Below are 18,428 nucleotides of genomic sequence, written 5' to 3'. Positions count from 1 at the left end.
GTCGGGCAGGGGCGGGGCGTCGGCGATCGGCGTGTCGGTCATGTGATCAGGATAGGCCCCACGACGCCGATGGTCACCACCAGACGCGGACAGGAGGCCGCCAACCGCGAATATCTTCGTCTTCCCCAGGAGAGCGACCACGAGCCCCTTTCGTCCCGCGCCATTTTGGCTAAAGTCGCAAGTCCTTTACTCTTCGGGGGGTGACGGCGCGCATGGCGCGCCGCTGCGCCACAGGTTCGGACTGACCATGAAATTGACGATCGAGCGGGCGGCGCTTCTGAAGGCGCTCGGGCATGTGCAAAGCGCGGTGGAACGCCGCAACACCATTCCGATCCTCTCCAATGTGCTGCTTTCGGCCGAGGGCGAGCGCCTGACCTTTTCGGCCACCGATCTCGACATGGAGATCATCGACGAGGCCTTCGCCCAGGTGGAGCAGCCGGGCCAGATCACCGCGCCGGCCCATACCCTCTACGAAATCGTCCGCAAGCTGCCCGACGGCGCCGACGTGTCCCTGTCCTTCACCGGCGAGGACCCGCGCCTGACCGTCGCCGCCGGCCGGTCGCGTTTCAACCTGCCGGTGCTGCCGGCCGGGGATTTCCCGGTGATGTCGTCGGACGGCCTGTCGGGCCGCATCGGCGTCGATGTCGGCGACCTGATCCGCCTGATCGACAAGACCAAGTTCGCGATCTCCACCGAGGAGACCCGATATTACCTGAACGGCCTCTACCTGCACTCGGTGGTGGAGGGCGGCGTGGCCAAGCTGCGCGCCGTGGCCACCGACGGCCACCGCCTGGCCCTGGCCGAAATGATCGCGCCCGAGGGCTCGGCCGGTACGCCGGGCGTCATCGTGCCCCGCAAGACCGTCAATGAGGCCCGGCGCCTGCTGGAGGACGCCGGCGAGACCGTCGACCTGGCGCTCAGCCCCCAGAAGGTGCGCTTTGAGTTCGGCGGCGCCGCCCTGACGTCGAAGGTCATCGACGGCAACTTCCCCGACTATGTCCGGGTCATCCCCAAGGACAATGACCGGGTGATGATGGTGGACAACAAGCTGTTCGCCAAGGCCGTGGACCGCGTCGCCACCATCTCGGCGGAGAAGAGCCGCTCGGTGCGCATGGCCATCGAGCCGGGCCGCGTAATCCTGACGGTCCGCAACATGGAAGCCGGCCAGGCCGTCGAGGAAATCGAGGTCGACTACGACGGCGAGAGCTTCGAGCTGTCGTTCAACGCCCGCTACCTGCTGGACGTCACCGACCAGATCGGCGCCGAACAGGCCGAGTTCCGCTTCGGCGGCCCCAACGACCCGGCCCTGGTCCTCGACCCCACCGACCCCGACGTCCGCTACGTCCTGATGCCGCTGCGGGTTTAGTCCGCCACGCAGGCGCGGGTGGCGCAGAAGGCGGTTCTGGCCTGGGCGTCGGCGCGGGTCTGGATGTCGGCCAGCGCCTGCGCAAGCCGCGCGTTGAACGCTTCGTCGCGGCCGGTGGCCAGGTGGCCGGCCCGGCTGTGCAGGAAGTCCGCCATGCTGGCCAGCTCGGGCTCGGTCAGGGTCGCGGCGTAGACCGCGGCATGGTCGTCCAGCAGGTCGGGCAGGTCGGCGATCATCGCGCCGCGATAGGCCTCGCCGGCGTCCCGGGCCACGCCGGCGTCCAGGCCGGGCTGGTGGCTGAGCAGCCATTGACCCAATTCGGCGGCGCGGTCGGCGTTCGCCTCCATCCCCTGAGTCCGAACGATCCCGCGGGCCAGGGTCTGGGCTCGGGACGGGCGGGGCCGCACCCGCGCAGGCGGCGTCTCGCGTTCGATGCTGAAGAAGGTCGGCAGGTTCACCCGGTCGCCGGCCGCGCCCTGGGCCAGCAGGCCTGGGTCGAGCCGGTAGCTGCCGGCCACCTTCAGACCCGCCGTCCCGAACCCCAGCCGCCTGGGGCCCTGGGCCAGGACCGCGCAGTCCTCAAGCTCGCCGACCTCGGCCACCCGGCATTGCAGCATGGCCCAACCGCTCAGGCGGAACGCCTGGGCCACCAGGGGATAGGCGGCCTGGGCTTCGATCAGGCTGGGCGCCTGGGACCAGCGCGGCTTGTCGATGAGCGCCTCCGGCGCCTCGGCCAAGGCCTGCATGTCGGCCAGGCTGGCCTCGCTGTTGCAGTCCTGACGCCCGCAGAAGGTCTCCCGGGCCCGGGCCAGCACGAGGTGGGTGTGAGCGGTCTGGACGGCGGTGAAGGCGCGGGCCAGGCTCGGCCCCTGCTCCTTGAGCTTCCGGGCCGCCGGGCCGTTGAGATAGGTGATCCACTGGCTCACCTCCCCGTCGCTCAACTGGGCGGCGATACTCAGCGCCACGGCCTCGGCGACTTCAGGCGCCGCCTCGCGGCGGCTCTCGGTCAGGGCGGCGAGACCGTCGGTCCGCACCGGGGGATCGGCGTCGTCGGCCTCGACCTTGTCCAGGTCATCAACCAGGCCGCGCGCCAGTCGCCCGGAAATTCCGCTCAGACCTGCGGCCTGACGCGCGGCGACCACCACCGACGGCGATGGCGCCGTCTCGCGCTCCCTCGGGGCGTCGACGGCCGGCAGGGCGAAGCGGATCGGGATCCTGACCGTGCCGCCCGCAACGGGTCGGCCGTCCACCATCTTGGGCCGCATGACGAACAGCGTGCTCATGGCCAGGGCGGCCTTGTCGAAACCCAGGCCCTGGGGCGAGGCGGTCAGGCTGACGCAGTCCTGAAGCCGGCCCAGGAGGTCAACGCCGCAGCTGAGGGTCGCCCGGCCCTCGATCGCCAGGGCCCGCGCCAGGCCCGGATAGCTGTCGGCCAGGTCCTCGGCTTCGGGCCGCGCCATCCAGTCAGGCGGCGACACGCGCGGCGGCTCGGCCCGCGCCGCGCCCGCCGCGGCGAGCGCAGCCAGTCCGATCGCCAACACCCGCACGCGCACGCCACCCCCTGGAAGTCGCCCACACCCTAGCTTCGCGTGGCCCATGCTCAAGGCCATGCCGCTTCGCGCGCGAGTGCGAACCCTGTAAGACCCCCTCGTGACCCGCACGGCCCTTACCCGCCTGACCCTGACCGACTTCCGCTCCTACGGCCGCGCCGAGCTGCCGCTGGATGGCCGGCCCGTGTACCTGATCGGGCCCAATGGGGCGGGGAAGACCAATCTGCTGGAGGCCGTCAGCCTGCTGACCCCGGGCCGGGGACTGCGCGGCGCGAGCCTGGCCGAGGTCGGGCGGCGCATGCCGGGGGAAACCCAGGGCCGCGCCTGGGCCGTGGCCGCCACCCTCGAGATCGACGGCGACCCCGTGCGGCTGGGGACGGGAACCGAGGTCGCCGGCGCCGCGCGGCGCACCGTGCGGTTGGAGGGCGAGCCTGTGCCGCCTGGCCGCCTGGCCGAACATCAGCGCCAGGTCTGGCTCACCCCGGCCCAGGACCGGTTGTTCCTGGAGGGGGCCGGTGACCGCCGCCGGTTCTTCGATCGTTTGGTCTTCGCCGCCGAACCCGCCCATGCCGCCCATGCCAGCGCCTACGAGAAGTCCCAACGGGAGCGGATGCGCCTGCTCACCGACGGCCCCGCTGACGCTGACTGGCTGAGCGCCCTGGAGGCCCGCCTCGCCGAGGCCGGGGCGCTGATGGCGGCGGCGCGGGCTCGAACCCTGTCGGCCCTTCAGAGCGAGATCAACGAGCGCGGCGACCGGCCCTTCCCCCAGGCCCGGCTCAGCCTCTCCGGGCCTTGGGAGCAGATGGCCGCCAGCGGGGTCGAGACCGAGGAAATCGAGCTCCGTCTGGTCGCCGCCCTGGCCTCGACCCGCGAACGCGACGCCGCCGCCGGCCGCATGCTGACCGGTCCGCACCGGGGCGATCTGGAGGTCATCCACGCTGAAAAGGACCGTCCCGCGGCGGAATGCTCGACGGGCGAGCAGAAAGCTCTGATTCTGAACCTTGTTTTGGGGCAGGCGGCGCGACTTTCACGTGCAGAATCAGGACCAAACCCTATATTGTTGCTAGACGAAGTCGCAGCGCATCTGGACCGCCGCCGGCGGGCCGCATTGTTCGACGAAATCACGGCGCTCAAGCTGCAGGCCTTCCTCACCGGCACCGACGAGCACCTGTTCGAAGATTTGAAGGGCCGGGCCCAGGGCGTCCATGTGGACGGCTCCAGCCTGACCTATCTGGACACCGAATGACCGACGAAACGCAGATCCCCGACAACACCCCCGAAAACAACGGCCAGGCCGAGTACGGCGCGGAGTCCATCAAGGTCCTCAAGGGACTGGACGCCGTGCGCAAGCGTCCCGGCATGTACATCGGCGACACCGATGATGGGTCGGGCCTGCACCACATGGTCTATGAGGTGGTGGACAACGCCATCGACGAAACCCTGGCCGGCTGGGCCACGCGGGTCGAGGTGATTCTCAATCCCGACGGCTCGGTCACCGTCACCGACGACGGCCGCGGCATCCCCACCGACATCCATGAGGGCGAGGGCGTTTCAGCGGCCGAGGTCATCATGACCCAGCTGCACGCCGGCGGGAAATTCGACCAGAATTCCTACAAGGTCTCGGGCGGCCTGCACGGGGTCGGCGTCTCGGTGGTGAACGCGCTCAGCGACTGGCTGCGCCTGAAGATCTATCGCGGCGGCAAGGCCTACGAGATGGAGTTCCGCCGCGGCGACGCGGTCTCGCCCCTGATCGTCACCGGAGACGCGCCGCTGCGGGAAAACGGCGAGTTCCTGTCGGGGACCGAGGTCACCTTCCTGCCTTCCACCGAGACCTTCGCCTTCATCGAGTTCGATCGGAAGACGCTGGAGCACCGGCTGCGCGAGCTGGCCTTCCTCAATTCCGGGGTCACCATCTGGTTGAAGGACCTGCGCGAGGCCGAACCCTTCGAGGAGGTCCTGCACTACGAGGGGGGCATCGAGGCCTTCGTTCGCCACCTGGACAAGGCCAAGACCTCGGTCCTGAAGATGCCCATCGTGGTGCGCGGCAAGCGCGAGAACGTCGAGCTGGACCTGGCGCTGTGGTGGAACGACGGCTATCACGAGAACGTCCTCTGCTTCACCAACAACATCCCGCAGCGGGACGGCGGCACCCACCTGGCCGCCTTCCGATCGGCCCTGACCCGTATCATCACCGGCTATGCCGAGAGCTCGGGGGCCGCCAAGCGCGAGAAGGTCTCAGTGTCGGGCGAGGACAGCCGCGAAGGTCTGACCTGCGTCCTGTCGGTCAAGGTGCCCGATCCCAAGTTCTCCAGCCAGACCAAGGAAAAGCTCGTCTCCTCGGAGGTGCGTCCCGCCGTCGAGAGCCTGGTCTCCGAAGGCATCGGCCAGTGGTTCGAGGAGCACCCGGTCGAGGCCAAGCTGATCGTCCAGAAGATCACCGAGGCCGCCGCCGCCCGTGAGGCCGCCCGCAAGGCCCGCGACCTGACCCGCCGCAAGACCGCGCTGGACATCTCGTCCCTGCCCGGCAAGCTCGCCGACTGCCAGGAGCGCGACCCCGCCAAGTCCGAAATCTTCCTGGTGGAGGGCGACTCCGCCGGCGGCTCGGCCAAGCAGGCCCGCAATCGCGAGAACCAGGCCGTCCTGCCCCTGCGCGGCAAGATCCTGAACGTCGAGCGCGCCCGTTTCGACCGCATGTTGGGGTCCGATCAGATCGGCACCCTGATCACGGCGCTGGGCGCCGGCATCGGCCGCGACGACTTCGACATCGAGAAGGTCCGCTACCACAAGATCGTCATCATGACGGACGCCGACGTCGACGGCGCCCACATCCGGACCCTGCTGCTCACCTTCTTCTACCGGCAGATGCCGCAGGTGATCGAGCGCGGTTACCTCTATATCGCCCAGCCGCCGCTCTATAAGGCGGCCAAGGGCAAGTCGGTCACCTACCTGAAGGATGACCCGGCGCTGGAGGCCTACCTGGTCAACGAGGGCCTCGACGGAGCGACCCTGGACCTGGCCAGCGGGGAGCGGCTGGTGGGCTCTGACCTGCTGGCCCTCATCCAGATGTCCCGCTCGGCCAAGGCCAATATCGAGCGCCTTTCCTCCCGCGCGCCGGCCTTCGCCATCGAACAGGCGGCCCTGGGCGGCCTGCTGGCCGAGGGTCGAAACCTGGGGGCCGCCGCCAAGCGGCTCGACCTCTATGCCGAGGAGAGCGACGGCGCCTGGAGCGGAGAACCGGGCCCCGCCGGCGGTTTCGTGTTCAGTCGCGTCAAGCGTGGGGTTTCTGAGCGTGTGGTGCTGGACGACCTGCTGCTGAACGCCGCCGACGCCCGTCGCCTGGCCGAACGCGCCGCCACCATGGCCGAGACCTTCTCGGGCCCGGCGGTTTTCACCCGCAAGGACAAGGTCACCTCGGTGCGCGGGCCGCTGGACCTGGTGCGGGCGATCATGGACGCCGGCCGCCGCGGCCTGGCCATCCAGCGCTACAAGGGCCTCGGCGAGATGAACCCCGAGCAGCTCTGGGAAACCACCCTGGACACCGACGCCCGCACCCTGCTGCAGGTCCGGGTCAACCACGCCGACGACGCCGACGACATGTTCACCCGTCTGATGGGCGACCTGGTGGAGCCGCGTCGGGAATTCATCCAGGACAACGCCCTCGACGCCGAGGTGGACGTCTAGGGCGGACTTGTAACGGCCGCGCGGTTTGGGCAAACGGAGGCCCTCCGCGTGGCGTTCGCCGCGAACCTGACCGAAGGCTGCCTGTGCTCCTGACTGACGAAGCCAAGTCCGCGGCGGAAGCCGACGCAATGGCCGCGCGCGGCGCGACGATCAATGAGGTCTTCGCCTTCCTGCGGACGCGTCTGTCCCTGGACGCCTTCGGCCTGCTGATGATCAGCCTGCCGCGCGCGGACTTCCCGGCGCTGTCGAAGCTGTTGCCACGCATGGCCAGCGACGAGACACAGCGCAACTTCACCGGCAACTGCGGCGAGGTCCTGCTGGGCCAGACGGTCAGCTTCGTCCGGGCGCTCGCCTACAACTACGCCGCCCTGCGCAACCGGTCGCTGAGCGGCGCGAGGATCATGGACTATGGCTGTGGCTATGGCCGCATCAGCCGCATGCTCTACTACTACACCGATCCCGAGGCGATCTGGGCGGTGGACCCCTGGGACCTGGCGGTGAATCTCTGCCGTGAGGCGGGGCTGGTCGGCAATATCGCCCAGTCGGACTACCTGCCTACCAGCCTGCCCGCGCCCGAAGCGGCCTTCGACGTGATGTTCGCCTTCTCGGTCTTCACACACACCTCGCGCAACGCCACCGACGCCGCGCTCTCAGCCCTGCGTAAGCACATCGCCCCGAACGGCCTGTTGGTCATCACCATCCGTCCTCCGGAGTACTGGGTGGTGAACCCCGAATACGCGCCCCAGGCCGACGCCTATCAGGCCAGGCACGACGCCGAGGGCTTCGCCTTCGCGCCGCATGGCCGCGACACCGTGGAGGGAGAAGCCACCTATGGCGACACCTCCATGACCCTGGACTTTATCGCCGCGAACTATCCGGACTGGCGGATCGAGGGCGCCGACTGGGCCCTTGCCGACCCTTATCAGCGCTACGTCTTCCTGACGCCTGCCTGATTTCTGCGCATATTCTGCTCAAAAAACAGGACATTTGACGGTTTTGGCAGGAAAATGCGCCGAGGCGGCGCGGCGTCACATTCAAATCAGTCGCCGCGACTCACCGATCATGTCCGCATGCACGGACGACATCCCGTCAGAGTGGTGCGTCGGCGCAAGAGGATGCGGTTTGGCTGAGTCCGACGGCAGTTTGGTCCCAGAGCGCATTCTGGAGCTCTCCGAACGCCTGTCGTCCGTGGCGGGCGCCAAGATCGGTGAAATCTCCTCCATCAACCGCGAAGCCAAGATGCTGGCCATCAACGCCCTGATCACGGCGGCGCGCGCCGGCGAGGCGGGGCGGGGTTTCGCCATCGTGTCGGAAGAATTCAAGCGCATCTCCCAGGAGATCGACGAGGTGGCCCAGGCCCTGGAAAGCCAGGTCCGCGCCGATCTTCAGGAACTCTCCCTGGTGGGCGGCGCCATCCTCTCCCACCTGCGGGGCCAGCGCCTGGCCGACCTGGCGCTGAACGCCATCGAGATCATCGACCGCAACCTCTATGAGCGCACCTGCGACGTCCGCTGGTGGGCCACCGATTCCGCCGTCGTGGCCTGCGTCGCTGAACCGACCCCTGAGGGGTCACGCCACGCCAGCAGCCGTCTGAAGGTGATCCTCGACGCCTATACCGTCTATCTCGACCTCTGGATCTGCGACGCCTCGGGCAAGGTGTTGGCCACCGGCCGGCCGCAGGCCTATCCGGCGACCCAGGGCCTGTCGGTGGCCGGCGCCGGCTGGTTCCAGCAGGCGATGAAAACGGCCTCGGGCGACGAGTTCGTGGCCTGGGATATCGAGCGCGCGCCGGCGCTGAATAATGCGCCGGTGGCCACCTACGCCACCGCCATCCGCCAGGACGGGCTCTCCGACGGCAAGGTGATCGGCGTCCTGGGCATCCACTTCGACTGGAAGCCCCAGGCTCAGGCGGTGGTCGATGGCGTGCGGCTGACCGATGAGGAACGCGCCCGCTCGCGGGTGCTGCTGCTGGATCACGCCGGCCGCGTGCTGGCCTCCTCCGACCAGCGAGGCGAACTGAACGAGACCTTCCGTCTGCCCGCCGACGCCACCGGCATGGGCAGCTACGCCACCCCCGACCGCGTCACCGTCGGCTACGCCCTGACCCCCGGCTACGAAACCTATCGCGGGCTCGGCTGGTACGGCGCCATCACTCAGAGAGAGCCAGAGCCGGCGACCTCTGGCGTCTCCCGCGCCGCCTAGGTCTCGAACCCCTTCACCACCTCGATCACCGCCTCGCCGTAGCGGGCGAGCTTGCTTTCGCCGACGCCGGACACGGCCGCCAGGCGCGGCAGGCTGCCGGGCTTGGTCTGGGCGACCTCGATCAGGGTGCGGTCGGGGAAAATCACATAGGGCGGCACGTGCTGACGCTTGGCCTCGCCGGCCCGCCAGTAGCGCAAGGCCTCGAACAGGACGGCGTCGCCGGGATCGATGGCGGCGGCCTCGCGGCGCTTGCGGGGCTTGCCCGAGCGGGTGGTGGGGTCGTTCTCCTCCGGCGCCTTGCGCAGGCCCACCCGGCGCTCGCCGCGATAGACCGCCTTTACCCCCTCGGGGTCGCCCAGGCCGATCAGCGGGCGGCCGTCATTGGGGTCTTCCTTCAGCAGGCCGTCGAAAAGCAGCTGGTCCAGCAGATCGCGCCAGCCATTGACGCTGAACTCCTTGCCGATGCCGAAGGTGGTCAAGCCCGCCTCGAAGCTGGAGGGTTCCTTGGTCTTGCCCAGCAGGTGCTCCACCAGTCGTCCGCGTCCGAACCGGCCCCCCAGGCGATGCACCGCCGACAGCGCCTTCTGGGCCGCTTGGGTGGCGTCGATGCTCTCCGGCGGCGAGAGGCACAGATCGCACTGACCGCAGGGCTCCACGCCCTCTTCGCCGAAATAGCGGCGCACGGCGGCGGCGCGGCAGTTGGCCCCGTCCATCATGGCGTAGAACTGGCCGACCTTACGCCGCTGCACGGCCTTGACGGAGTCGTCCATCTCCCGGCCGTCGATGCGGCGATAGGCCCAGGCCATGTCGGCCGCGCCATAGAGGGTGATGCCCTCGGCCGGATCGCCGTCCCGGCCCGCCCGCCCGACCTCCTGCCAGTAGGCTTCGATGGAGGCGGGCGGATCGGCGTGGATCACGAAGCGGACGTCGGGCTTGTCGACCCCCATGCCAAAGGCGATGGTCGCCACCATCACCGCGGCGTCGGCCTCCAGAAAGGTCTCCAGCCGTTCGGCCCGGACGTTCTTGTCGAGGCCCGCATGGTAGGCCAGGGCATGGGTCCCGGCGGCGCGAAGGCTCTCGGCCAGCTTGTCGACCCCGTCGCGGGAGCCGGCATAGACCACGCCCGAGCGGTTGGGCCGGGCCTCGATCAGCTCCAGCACCCGCTTGTGCCCCGCGCCGCGCTTGCGTTCGGCCGATAGGGCGAGCTCGGGCCGCGCGAAGCTGGCGACGAATTCCACGGCGTCCTCGAGCCGCAGCTCGGCGCGGATGTCGTCGCGGGTGCGGGCGTCGGCGGTTGCGGTGACCGCCAGGCGCGGCACGTCGGGGAAGATCTCGGCCAGCCGCCCCAGCATCCGATATTCGGGCCGGAAGTCGTGGCCCCACTGGCTGACGCAGTGGGCCTCGTCGATGGCGAGGAGGGCCAGCGGCGTGCGGCGCAGGCGGTCCATCACCGACGAGGTCATCAGGCCTTCCGGCGAGATATAGAGCAGGTCCAGCTCGCCCTGCTCGATCCGCTCCCAGGTCTGGGCCTTTTCCCAGGGCTCGATGTTGGAATCGAGCCTGGCGGCGGCGACGCCCGACTGCACCAGGCCGGCCACCTGGTCGGTCATCAGGGCGATCAGGGGCGAGACCACCAGGCCGAGGCCCGGCCGCATCAGGCTGGGGATCTGGTAGCAGAGGCTCTTGCCGCCGCCGGTGGGCAGGACGGCCATGGCGCTGCGTCCGGCCAGCACCTCGGCGATCACCTCGCCCTGGCGCCCCCGGAACTCGGCATGGCCGAAGGTGCGGCGCAGGATCTCCCGCGCCTCGTCGAGGGAGGCGGATGGCATGGCGGTCTTATGCCGTGCGTCGTCCTCTAAGCGAAGGGGTGTAGAGCGCTTAAGCGCTCAGAGCCGTGCGATCCTGGATCCCGCGCACGGCCTTCAGCAGGCGCAGGGCCGACCGGTCCGTCAGCTTGGCCGGATCGAAGGCCTGGCGCTGGGCCAGGGTGTCGAGGATGGCGTCGTCGGCGGCGCTGAAGCGGCGGGCGCACATGTTCCAGTCGCCGAACTCACGACCGCTGGCGGGACCGGCCGAGACCACGCGACTCTCCCTGTGGCGAGGATCATTGAGGATGCGCTGATAGGTGGTCATCACCGCCTCGGCGGGACCTTCCAGGGTCTGGACGAACCAGCCGTCATGCACCAGCAGCAGGCCGGTGATGGACGCCGCGCGGTTGTTGCGGATCGAGGCTCGGATCAGGGCGTCGATTTCGTCGTCGGGATTCATGTCCGCGGCGAAGGCCTGCCGGCTGGCATAGATCAGGCGGTGCAGCGTACGGCTGCTGGAGATTTCATGCGACATGACTCCTGTCTAACCGAATGGGTTTAAAAGCCTCTGAAGGCGCTGTGTCGACTACCCTACTCCGCCGCCATGGCCGCCGGCGCCATCTGACTGCCGCGCAACAGCCGACCGGGCAGGGCGCCGGTGGGTTCGCCGTCGCGATAGGTGACCTGGCCCGCCACGATCGTGACGACATAGCCGTCGGCCCGCTGGATCAGCCGCCGCCCGCCGGCCGGCAGGTCGTAGGCCACCGAGGGCGATTTCAGGGTCAGGCGTCCATAGTCGATGATGTTGATATCGGCCCGGTAGCCCGGCGCGATGAGGCCCCGGTCGAACAGACCCACCGCCTCGGCGGTGTCGCGGGTCTGCATCTTGACCATGCTGGCCAGGGACAGCTTGGGCCCCCGCGTGCGGTCCCGGGTCCAGTGGGTGAGGTTGGAGGTGGGGAAGCTGCCGTCGCAGATCATCCCCACATGGGCCCCGCCATCCGACAGGCCGGGAACGGTGTCGGGATGGATCAGCATCTCGAAACTGGGGTCCAGGGAGCCGTCGGCATAGTTGAGAAAGGGCAGGTAGAGCATGCCCCGCCCGCCGTTCGACAGCATGTGATCCAGCGCCAGTTCCTCCGGCGTCACACCCTGCTCCGCGGCCAGGGCGGCGATGGTGCGGTCGGCGGTCTGCTCGTAGTCGGGGGTGTCACCCATCAGGAACATGATCCCCCAGTTGCGGGTCATGTTGGCGGCGAAGGCGGGATCAGCCGCCGCGCCCTCGGCGAACAGCTCGGCGCGGAAGGTGGGATCGGAGAGCCTGGCGACCCGCTCGGCCAGCGGCGCCTTGGCGATGGCCTGGTAGCTGGGCCGGCTGGTGAAGGGATTGAGGGTTAGCTCCAGTCCGAACAGGATGCCCACGGGACGCCCCGCAACCTGGGCCCGCATCTGCAGGCCGGCCTCACTGGCCTCGCGCAGCTGGTCCAGCAGGAACTCGTATTGCCTCGGCTGGCGGGGGTTCTGCACCAGGGAAAAGGACAGCGGCCGCCCCGAGGCCTCGACGATCCGCCGCAGCATGGCGAATTCCGCGGCCGGATCGTTGAAGTCCGACACGAACTGCAGGGCCCCCTTGCCGGCCGCCGCCAGCCCCATGGCGATGCCGGTCAGCTCAGCCTCGGAAGCCGTCAGGGTGGGGGTCGGCTGGCCGTCGCTGGTGCGATGGTTGAGGGTCCGCGAGGTGGAGAAGCCCAGCGCGCCGGCCTCCATGGCGACCTTGGCGATGGCCGCCATGGCCGCGATATCGGCCTCGGTGGCGTCCTCACGGTTGGCCCCGCGTTCGCCCATCACATAGACCCGCAAGGCCGCGTGGGGCAGCTGGCTGCCGATATCGACGTCGAAGCTGCGGCCCGCCAGGCTGTCGAGATAGTCGGGATAGGTCTCCCAGTTCCAGGGCAAGCCCTGGGTCAGCACCGGGAAGGGGATGTCCTCGACGCCTTCCATCAGCCGGATCAGCCGATCGTGGTCGGCGGGCTTGCAGGGCGCGAAGCCCACCCCGCAGTTGCCCATCACCACGGTGGTCACGCCATGCCAGGCCGACGGCTGCATGTGGCTGTCCCAGGTGGCCTGGCCGTCATAGTGGGTGTGGATGTCGACGAAACCCGGCGTGACGAGCTTGCCGCCGGCGTCGATCTCGTCGGCGCCACGGCCCCGGACCTCGCCCACCTGGACGATCAGGCCGTCCTTGATCGCCACGTCGGCGGCATAGGGCTCGCCGCCCGAGCCATCGACCACCCGGCCGTTGCGGATCACCACGTCCCAGGCGCGCTCCATGGCGGCCTCCCTCTCGTCTTCCTGTCGTTGGAGAGAATTGGGCGCTCGCCGGGGCCGCCTGGTCAAGGGCGCCGCGAGGGCAGGGGCCAGGGCAGGTAAGGATTGATTAAGGGAACCGGCGAAATTGCGGCGGGTTTTCTCGATGCATTAACCGCCGCCAAGCTAGGCTGTTGGCAACAGATCAACTGGGTTCGGGAGGACCCGTCATGGCGCTCAAAGCCTTCTTCGCCGCCGCCACCCTCGCCGCCGCGCTTGTCGGCATGGCCCTGCCCACCGGGCACAAGCCTGCCGCGGGCGGCGAGTCGCAAATCGCCACCATGACGCTCGGCGCAGGCTAGCCGCCTTCCCTCGGCATGGCGCCGGTCTTGCCGGCGCAGCCCTTCAGGGTCTCGGTTCCCAGCACCACCTGCGCGGCATAGGCGTACTTCAGGTCCGACATGCCGTCGGAGCAGGGCTCCAGGCTGAGCGTCACCACCAGCCGGTCGGTCCCGGCCTGGCTTTCCCAAACGGCCTTGCCATCCTTCATCACCAGACCCGGATTGGGTCCCACCGCCGCAGGGTGGTCGGGGCGTTGCAGGGTGATCTGGGTGCCGCGGATCTGCAGCCCCCAGAAGGGTTCGGTGCCGCGCGCATCCATGTCGCCGGAGAACTCTTCCGGGATCGGCGAGGCCACCGGCGGGGTGGGCGCCGGGGCCGTGGCCGGCGCATCGGCAGGCGGCGGCGCGGCGGCCCCGTCGGGGGCCTGGGGCGCGCAGGCCGTCAGGATGAGCAGAGACACGGCGGTGAGGACGATTGAACGCATGGCGGCGATCCTTTCCCAGAGGCTGAAGCAGGCTAGACTCATCGGCGATGAGTCGGAACGCCCCACGCACCTTCTATGAGTTCTTCGCCGGCGGCGGCATGGCCCGCCTCGGGCTGGGCGAGGCCTGGACCTGCGCCTTCGCCAACGACTTCGATGCGGTGAAGTCGGCCACCTACCGCGCCAACCATGCCGATGCCGACATGCATTTCCAACAGGGCGACGTCTGGAAGCTGGAGGCCGGCGACCTGCCTGGCCGCGCCGACCTGGCCTGGGCCTCGTCCCCCTGCCAGGATTTCAGCCTGGCCGGCGCGCGCGCCGGCCTGACCGGCGGACGTTCCTCGGCCTTCTTCGGGTTCTGGCGATTGATGGAGGCGCTGGCCGCCGAAGGTCGCGCGCCCCGCACCATCGTCATCGAGAACGTCTCGGGCCTGCTGACCTGCGGCGCCGACTTCACCGCGTTGTGTGCGGCCCTGGCGGACCAGGGCTATCGCTTCGGGGCTCTGGAGATCGACGCCGCGCGCTTCCTGCCCCAGTCGCGGCCCCGGGTCTTCGTGGTGGCGACCTTGGCGCCCGTGCCGCTGGGCCTGATCGGTGACGGTCCCTTCCACACCCGGCTGGTGCGCGAGGCTCATGCCCGGCTGCCCTCTGACCTGGCCGCCCGATGGATCTGGTGGCGTGGGGCGGCGCCGGGCGCCCGCAACAGCAGCCTGGCCAGCCTGCTCGAACCCGACGATGGGGTCACCTGGCACACGCCGGCCCGCACCCAAGACCTGGTGGCCCTGATGGCGCCCCTGCATCGCGCCCGGCTCGACGCCCTCAAGGTCTCGGGCCAACGCGCCGTGGGTGGCCTGTTCCGCCGCATGCGGGTGGAGAACGGGGTGCGGGTGCAGCGCGCCGAGGCGAGGTTCGACGGCCTGGCCGGATGTCTGCGGACGCCACGTGGCGGCTCCTCGCGCCAGACCCTGGTGGTGGTGGAGGGCGGCTGTGTGCGCACCCGACTGCTCAGCCCCCGAGAGGGCGCCCGGCTGATGGGCCTGCCCGAAACCTACCAGCTTCCCAAGGCCGCCACCTCGGCCCTGCATGTGATCGGCGACGGCGTCGCGGTCCCGGCGGTGCGATGGCTGGCGGCCAATATCTTGGAGCCGCTGCTGGACGGGACCCCGGCCGTGCTGGCGGCGGAGTAATCACCCCGCTCATCTCGGCGAAGGCCGGGACCCAGATTCATCCGGAGCCGATCGGGTTGATCCCCGTCTCCACCCCTGGACTTCATGAGAGCCTCGTGGATTTCACCTGGATCCCGGCCTTCGCCGGGATGAGCGGCTATTGTTAGAAAACCTCCTGGCGACTGGGCGAGATGCTCCCTTCCAAATCCCGGCGACGGGTTTAGGTTCGGCCCGTCCCACCAGAGAGCAGACCCATGGCCGACGCCGCCGACACCTCCGCCTATGACGCCGCCCGCTACAAGCGCGCCGGCCGGGGCAAGATCTACGACTCCATCATCGACACGATCGGCGACACCCCGCTGGTGGCCCTGCCCAACCTCACCAAGGCGCTGAAGCCCAAGGGGACGGTGCTGGCCAAGCTGGAGTTCTTCAATCCGATCGGTTCGGTGAAGGACCGCATCGGGGTGGCGATGATCGAGAGCCTGGAGGCCCGCGGCATCCTCAAGCCCGGCGGCGCCATCATCGAGCCCACCAGCGGCAACACCGGCATCGCGCTGGCCTTCGTGGCGGCGTCGAAGGGCTACAAGCTGACCCTGGTCATGCCGGAAAGCATGTCCATCGAACGGCGCAAGATGCTGCTGATCCTGGGCGCCAAACTGGAACTGACCCCGGCCGAACGCGGCATGGCCGGCGCGGTGGCCAGGGCCAAGGAGCTGGTGGACGCCACGCCGGGCGCCGTCATGCCTCAACAGTTCGACAACGCCGCCAATCCGCTGATCCACCGGGTCTCCACCGCCGAGGAAATCTGGAACGACACGGCCGGCGCCGTAGACGCGGTGATCTCCGGGGTCGGCACCGGCGGCACCATCACCGGGATCGGCCAGGTTCTGAAGGCCCGCAAGCCGTCGCTGAAGATGATCGCCGTCGAGCCCGAGGCCTCGCCGATCCTGTCGGGGGGCAAGCCCGGCCCGCACAAGATCCAGGGCATCGGAGCGGGCTTCGTGCCCTCGATCCTCGACCGTGGGGTGATCGACGAGATCATCCAGGTCTCCAATGATGACAGCTTCGCCATGGCCCGCCGTGTGGCGCGCGAAGAGGGCATCCCGGTGGGCATCTCCTCGGGCGCGGCCCTGACCGCGGCCTTCGACGTGGCGTCGCGCGACGACTTCGCCGGCAAGACCGTGGTGGCCATCATCCCGAGCTTCGCCGAACGCTATCTCTCCACCGCCCTGTTCGACGGCCTGTAGAGCTTCTGGAGTTCACAGCGTGGCGGGCCCCGGCATCTCGCTCGGCGGCCACGCTCCCGGCCCTGGCGCGCCAGGAGTCTGAGGCCATGACCGATGTCTATAGCCCGGAGAAGCGCTCGGCGGTGATGGCCCGGGTCAAGGGCAAGGACACCGCGCCGGAGATCAAGGTGCGCAAGGCCCTGACCGCCCTGGGCGCCCGCTACCGCCTGCACCGCAAGGACCTGCCGGGGTCACCCGACATCGTGCTGCCCGGCCGGCGGTTGGCGATCTTCGTTGACGGCTGCTTCTGGCATGGTCACGACTGCGCGCGAGGGGCCCGCGTGCCCAAGGCCAACCGCGACTACTGGGTCGCCAAGGTCGGGCGTAACCGCGCGCGGGACGCCGCAGCCCGCGAGGCCCTGGCGGGACTGGGCTGGCGGGTGGAGACGATCTGGGAGTGTGATCTGAAGGACGCCGCGGTGTTGAGCGCGCGGCTGGAGGCGCTTCTCCGCGCCCTTTGAAGGCGAGCGGGAGTGGTCAGGCGGCCGCCTCGTCCGGCATGGCCTCGGACTCCGCCAGCACCCGCGCGATCGCCGCGGTCAGGGCGCCCGGATCGATCGGTTTGGCGACGTGGTCGGTCATGCCGGCGGCGATGCAGTCGGCCCAGTCCTGATCGCTGCCCGAGGCGGTGCAGGCGATGACGGGGGTGGACTGGTTCGGGCCTGGGAGGCTGCGCAGCCGGCGGCAAGCCTCGCGGCCGTCCATCTCCGGCATGTAGACGTCCATCAGGATGACGTCGAACGGGGCGGCGGCGGCGAGCTCAAGGCCTTCGGCGGCCGAGGACGCGGCGGTGAGCTCGACGCCGAAGGGTTCCAGCATCAGGGCCACGGCGCGGCGGTTGATCTCGTGGTCGTCCACCACCAGCACCCGGACTTCGGCGACGTCGGCCAGGTCGGGTGCGACCGCCTCGGCGGCGTTGGCCAGGTCGATGGCCAGGGTGAAGACAGCGCCCTTGCCGGACTCGCTCTGCGCGGTGAGGTCGCCCCCCATCAGGCGGGCCAGCTCGCGGCTGATAGAGAGGCCCAGGCCGGTGCCGCCATGGGTCCGGGCGGTGGACACCTGGCCCTGCTCGAAGGGCGCGAACAGCCGCCCCAGCTCCTCCGGCGTCATGCCTCGGCCGGTGTCGGACACCGAAAAGCGATAGGCGGCGTCCTCGCAGGTGACGGTCAGGGCGACGGCGCCCGAGGGTGTGAACTTGATGGCGTTGGAGATCAGGTTGTTGAGAATCTGGCGCAGCCGCGTCGGATCGCCGGCCACGGAGCCCGGGAGGGTCTCCAGCCCCAGGCGTTCCAGAACCAGGCCCTTCTTTTCCGCCTCGGCTTGCCAGAAGCCGGTGGTGTCGGCCACCAGGGCCGACAGGTCGAAGGCGATGACCTCCACCCTCATCCGGCCCGCCTCCATCTTGGAGAGGTCCAGCAGGTCGTTGAGCAGGGTGCGCATCATGCGGCCGCTCTCGGCGATCAGGGCGCCGTCGGCGGCGTCCTTGCCGCCCCGCCGTTCGATGGCCTCGGCCCCGGCCAGGATGGCGCTGATGGGGGTGCGCAATTCATGGCTGACCATGGCGATGAAGGCGGACTTGGCGTCGGCGGCGGCCTCTGCGGCGCGGCGGCCCCGCTCGGCTTCCTCCCGCGCCCGGCGTTGGCTCTCGATGCCGTCGGCGGCGGCGCGCCACAGGATTGTGGAGGAGAAGACCAGCAGCACGCCCACAATGCCCACGGCCACGCCATAGGTGGAGGTTCCGCTGATCATCCAGGCCAGGGCCGCGGTGATCAGCAGATAGACGCCGAAGGGGGTCATGGAGGCGACATAGGCCGCCTGGGACCGCTGGTTGGTGACCACGGTGTTGAGCACGGCGCCCGCCAGGAACAGGCCGCCGCAGGTCAGACCCCACGGGCCCTTGCTCAGGATGGCCAGCACGGCCAGAGACCCATAGACCACCGAATTCAGCGCCAGCATGACCAATGCCAGAACGTCCCGCACGGGCCGCGCCCGCGCCCGCTCGGAGGCGAAAAGATAGTACTCGGCGGCCTGCAGCAGGCTGTAGGCGGCGATCCACACGGCCGAGGGCGCCCAGCCGGCGACAGGGGCGAAGGCCAGGGCGTAGATGGCGGAGAACATCATGCGGGTGCGCAGGCCGTTACGGCGCGAGAGCATGGTCTTGGCCAAGCCGAGATCAGGTCCGGTTTTCACGATGCCCCCTGGGGGCTCGAACGCCCCCTCCGCAGGTGACGCTACGACA

General features: G+C 69.4%; 15 protein-coding genes. 9 read left to right on the top strand and 6 right to left on the bottom strand.

Going from position 1 to position 18,428, the window contains the following annotated elements; translation table 11 throughout:
* Positions 1 to 247: 247 nt before the first annotated feature.
* Positions 248 to 1,366 (top strand): DNA polymerase III subunit beta, encoded by a 1,119-nt coding sequence (dnaN, locus tag AAC997_RS12300; RefSeq protein ID WP_340645989.1) that lies wholly within the window; start codon positions 248 to 250, stop codon positions 1,364 to 1,366.
* On the opposite strand, the gene AAC997_RS12295 is transcribed toward dnaN, so the two are convergent.
* A complete protein-coding gene (locus AAC997_RS12295; RefSeq protein ID WP_340645988.1) occupies positions 1,363 to 2,919 on the bottom strand; it encodes an energy transducer TonB in 1,557 nt (518 codons plus the stop codon). The two genes, dnaN and AAC997_RS12295, sit on opposite strands and share 4 nt — an antisense overlap.
* Positions 2,920 to 3,016: 97 nt before the next feature.
* Here AAC997_RS12295 and recF point away from each other — a divergent pair, with 97 nt between their 5' ends.
* The 4 genes from recF (at position 3,017) to AAC997_RS12275 (ending at position 8,799) form a co-directional block, all read left to right on the top strand.
* Positions 3,017 to 4,162, top strand: coding sequence for a DNA replication/repair protein RecF (gene recF, locus AAC997_RS12290; protein ID WP_340645987.1), 1,146 nt, complete (start codon positions 3,017 to 3,019; stop codon positions 4,160 to 4,162).
* Positions 4,159 to 6,597, top strand: coding sequence for a DNA topoisomerase (ATP-hydrolyzing) subunit B (gyrB, locus tag AAC997_RS12285; RefSeq protein WP_340645986.1), 2,439 nt, complete (start codon positions 4,159 to 4,161; stop codon positions 6,595 to 6,597). Before recF ends, gyrB begins: the two co-directional genes overlap by 4 nt.
* 83 nt (positions 6,598 to 6,680) lie before the next feature.
* On the top strand, positions 6,681 to 7,550 hold the full coding sequence (locus AAC997_RS12280; RefSeq protein WP_340645985.1) for a class I SAM-dependent methyltransferase: 870 nt from the start codon (positions 6,681 to 6,683) through the stop codon (positions 7,548 to 7,550).
* Positions 7,551 to 7,719: 169 nt separating this feature from the next.
* Positions 7,720 to 8,799 (top strand): methyl-accepting chemotaxis protein, encoded by a 1,080-nt coding sequence (locus AAC997_RS12275; protein WP_340645984.1) that lies wholly within the window; start codon positions 7,720 to 7,722, stop codon positions 8,797 to 8,799.
* On the opposite strand, the gene recQ is transcribed toward AAC997_RS12275, so the two are convergent.
* From recQ to AAC997_RS12260, 3 genes are read right to left on the bottom strand one after another with little or no spacing between them, the layout of a single operon-like run.
* Positions 8,796 to 10,628, bottom strand: coding sequence for a DNA helicase RecQ (gene recQ / locus AAC997_RS12270; protein WP_340645983.1), 1,833 nt, complete (start codon positions 10,626 to 10,628; stop codon positions 8,796 to 8,798). The two genes, AAC997_RS12275 and recQ, sit on opposite strands and share 4 nt — an antisense overlap.
* Before the next feature lie 49 nt (positions 10,629 to 10,677).
* The gene (locus AAC997_RS12265) at positions 10,678 to 11,142 is read right to left on the bottom strand and encodes a BLUF domain-containing protein (protein ID WP_340645982.1); all 465 of its coding nucleotides are present in this window, start codon (positions 11,140 to 11,142) and stop codon (positions 10,678 to 10,680) included.
* A gap of 56 nt (positions 11,143 to 11,198) precedes the next feature.
* Positions 11,199 to 12,938, bottom strand: coding sequence for an amidohydrolase family protein (locus AAC997_RS12260; protein ID WP_340645981.1), 1,740 nt, complete (start codon positions 12,936 to 12,938; stop codon positions 11,199 to 11,201).
* 206 nt (positions 12,939 to 13,144) lie between these two features.
* Here AAC997_RS12260 and AAC997_RS12255 point away from each other — a divergent pair, with 206 nt between their 5' ends.
* Positions 13,145 to 13,276: a hypothetical protein gene (locus AAC997_RS12255; RefSeq protein ID WP_340645980.1), complete on the top strand. Its 132-nt coding sequence runs from the start codon at positions 13,145 to 13,147 to the stop codon at positions 13,274 to 13,276.
* Here AAC997_RS12255 and AAC997_RS12250 read toward each other — a convergent pair.
* Complete coding sequence (locus AAC997_RS12250) at positions 13,273 to 13,740, bottom strand: hypothetical protein (RefSeq protein ID WP_340645979.1); 468 nt, start codon at positions 13,738 to 13,740, stop codon at positions 13,273 to 13,275. The two genes, AAC997_RS12255 and AAC997_RS12250, sit on opposite strands and share 4 nt — an antisense overlap.
* Before the next feature lie 47 nt (positions 13,741 to 13,787).
* Here AAC997_RS12250 and AAC997_RS12245 point away from each other — a divergent pair, with 47 nt between their 5' ends.
* From AAC997_RS12245 to vsr, 3 genes are all read left to right on the top strand, one after another.
* Complete coding sequence (locus tag AAC997_RS12245) at positions 13,788 to 14,924, top strand: DNA cytosine methyltransferase (RefSeq protein WP_340645978.1); 1,137 nt, start codon at positions 13,788 to 13,790, stop codon at positions 14,922 to 14,924.
* Between the two features lie 233 nt (positions 14,925 to 15,157).
* Positions 15,158 to 16,150, top strand: a complete 993-nt coding sequence (gene cysK / locus AAC997_RS12240; protein WP_340645977.1) for a cysteine synthase A — start codon at positions 15,158 to 15,160, stop codon at positions 16,148 to 16,150.
* Positions 16,151 to 16,236: 86 nt separating this feature from the next.
* Positions 16,237 to 16,650 carry a DNA mismatch endonuclease Vsr gene (vsr, locus tag AAC997_RS12235; protein ID WP_340645976.1) on the top strand — a complete coding sequence of 138 codons (414 nt, stop codon included), beginning with the start codon at positions 16,237 to 16,239 and terminating at the stop codon, positions 16,648 to 16,650.
* A 16-nt stretch (positions 16,651 to 16,666) separates the two neighbouring features.
* On the opposite strand, the gene AAC997_RS12230 is transcribed toward vsr, so the two are convergent.
* Complete coding sequence (locus AAC997_RS12230; protein ID WP_340645975.1) at positions 16,667 to 18,379, bottom strand: ATP-binding protein; 1,713 nt, start codon at positions 18,377 to 18,379, stop codon at positions 16,667 to 16,669.
* Positions 18,380 to 18,428 lie beyond the last annotated feature (49 nt).

This window comes from Phenylobacterium sp. (assembly GCF_037968635.1).
Lineage (GTDB): Bacteria > Pseudomonadota > Alphaproteobacteria > Caulobacterales > Caulobacteraceae > Phenylobacterium.
Note: the sequence above shows the minus strand (reverse complement) of the source record. Positions and strands in the feature narration are given on the sequence as shown.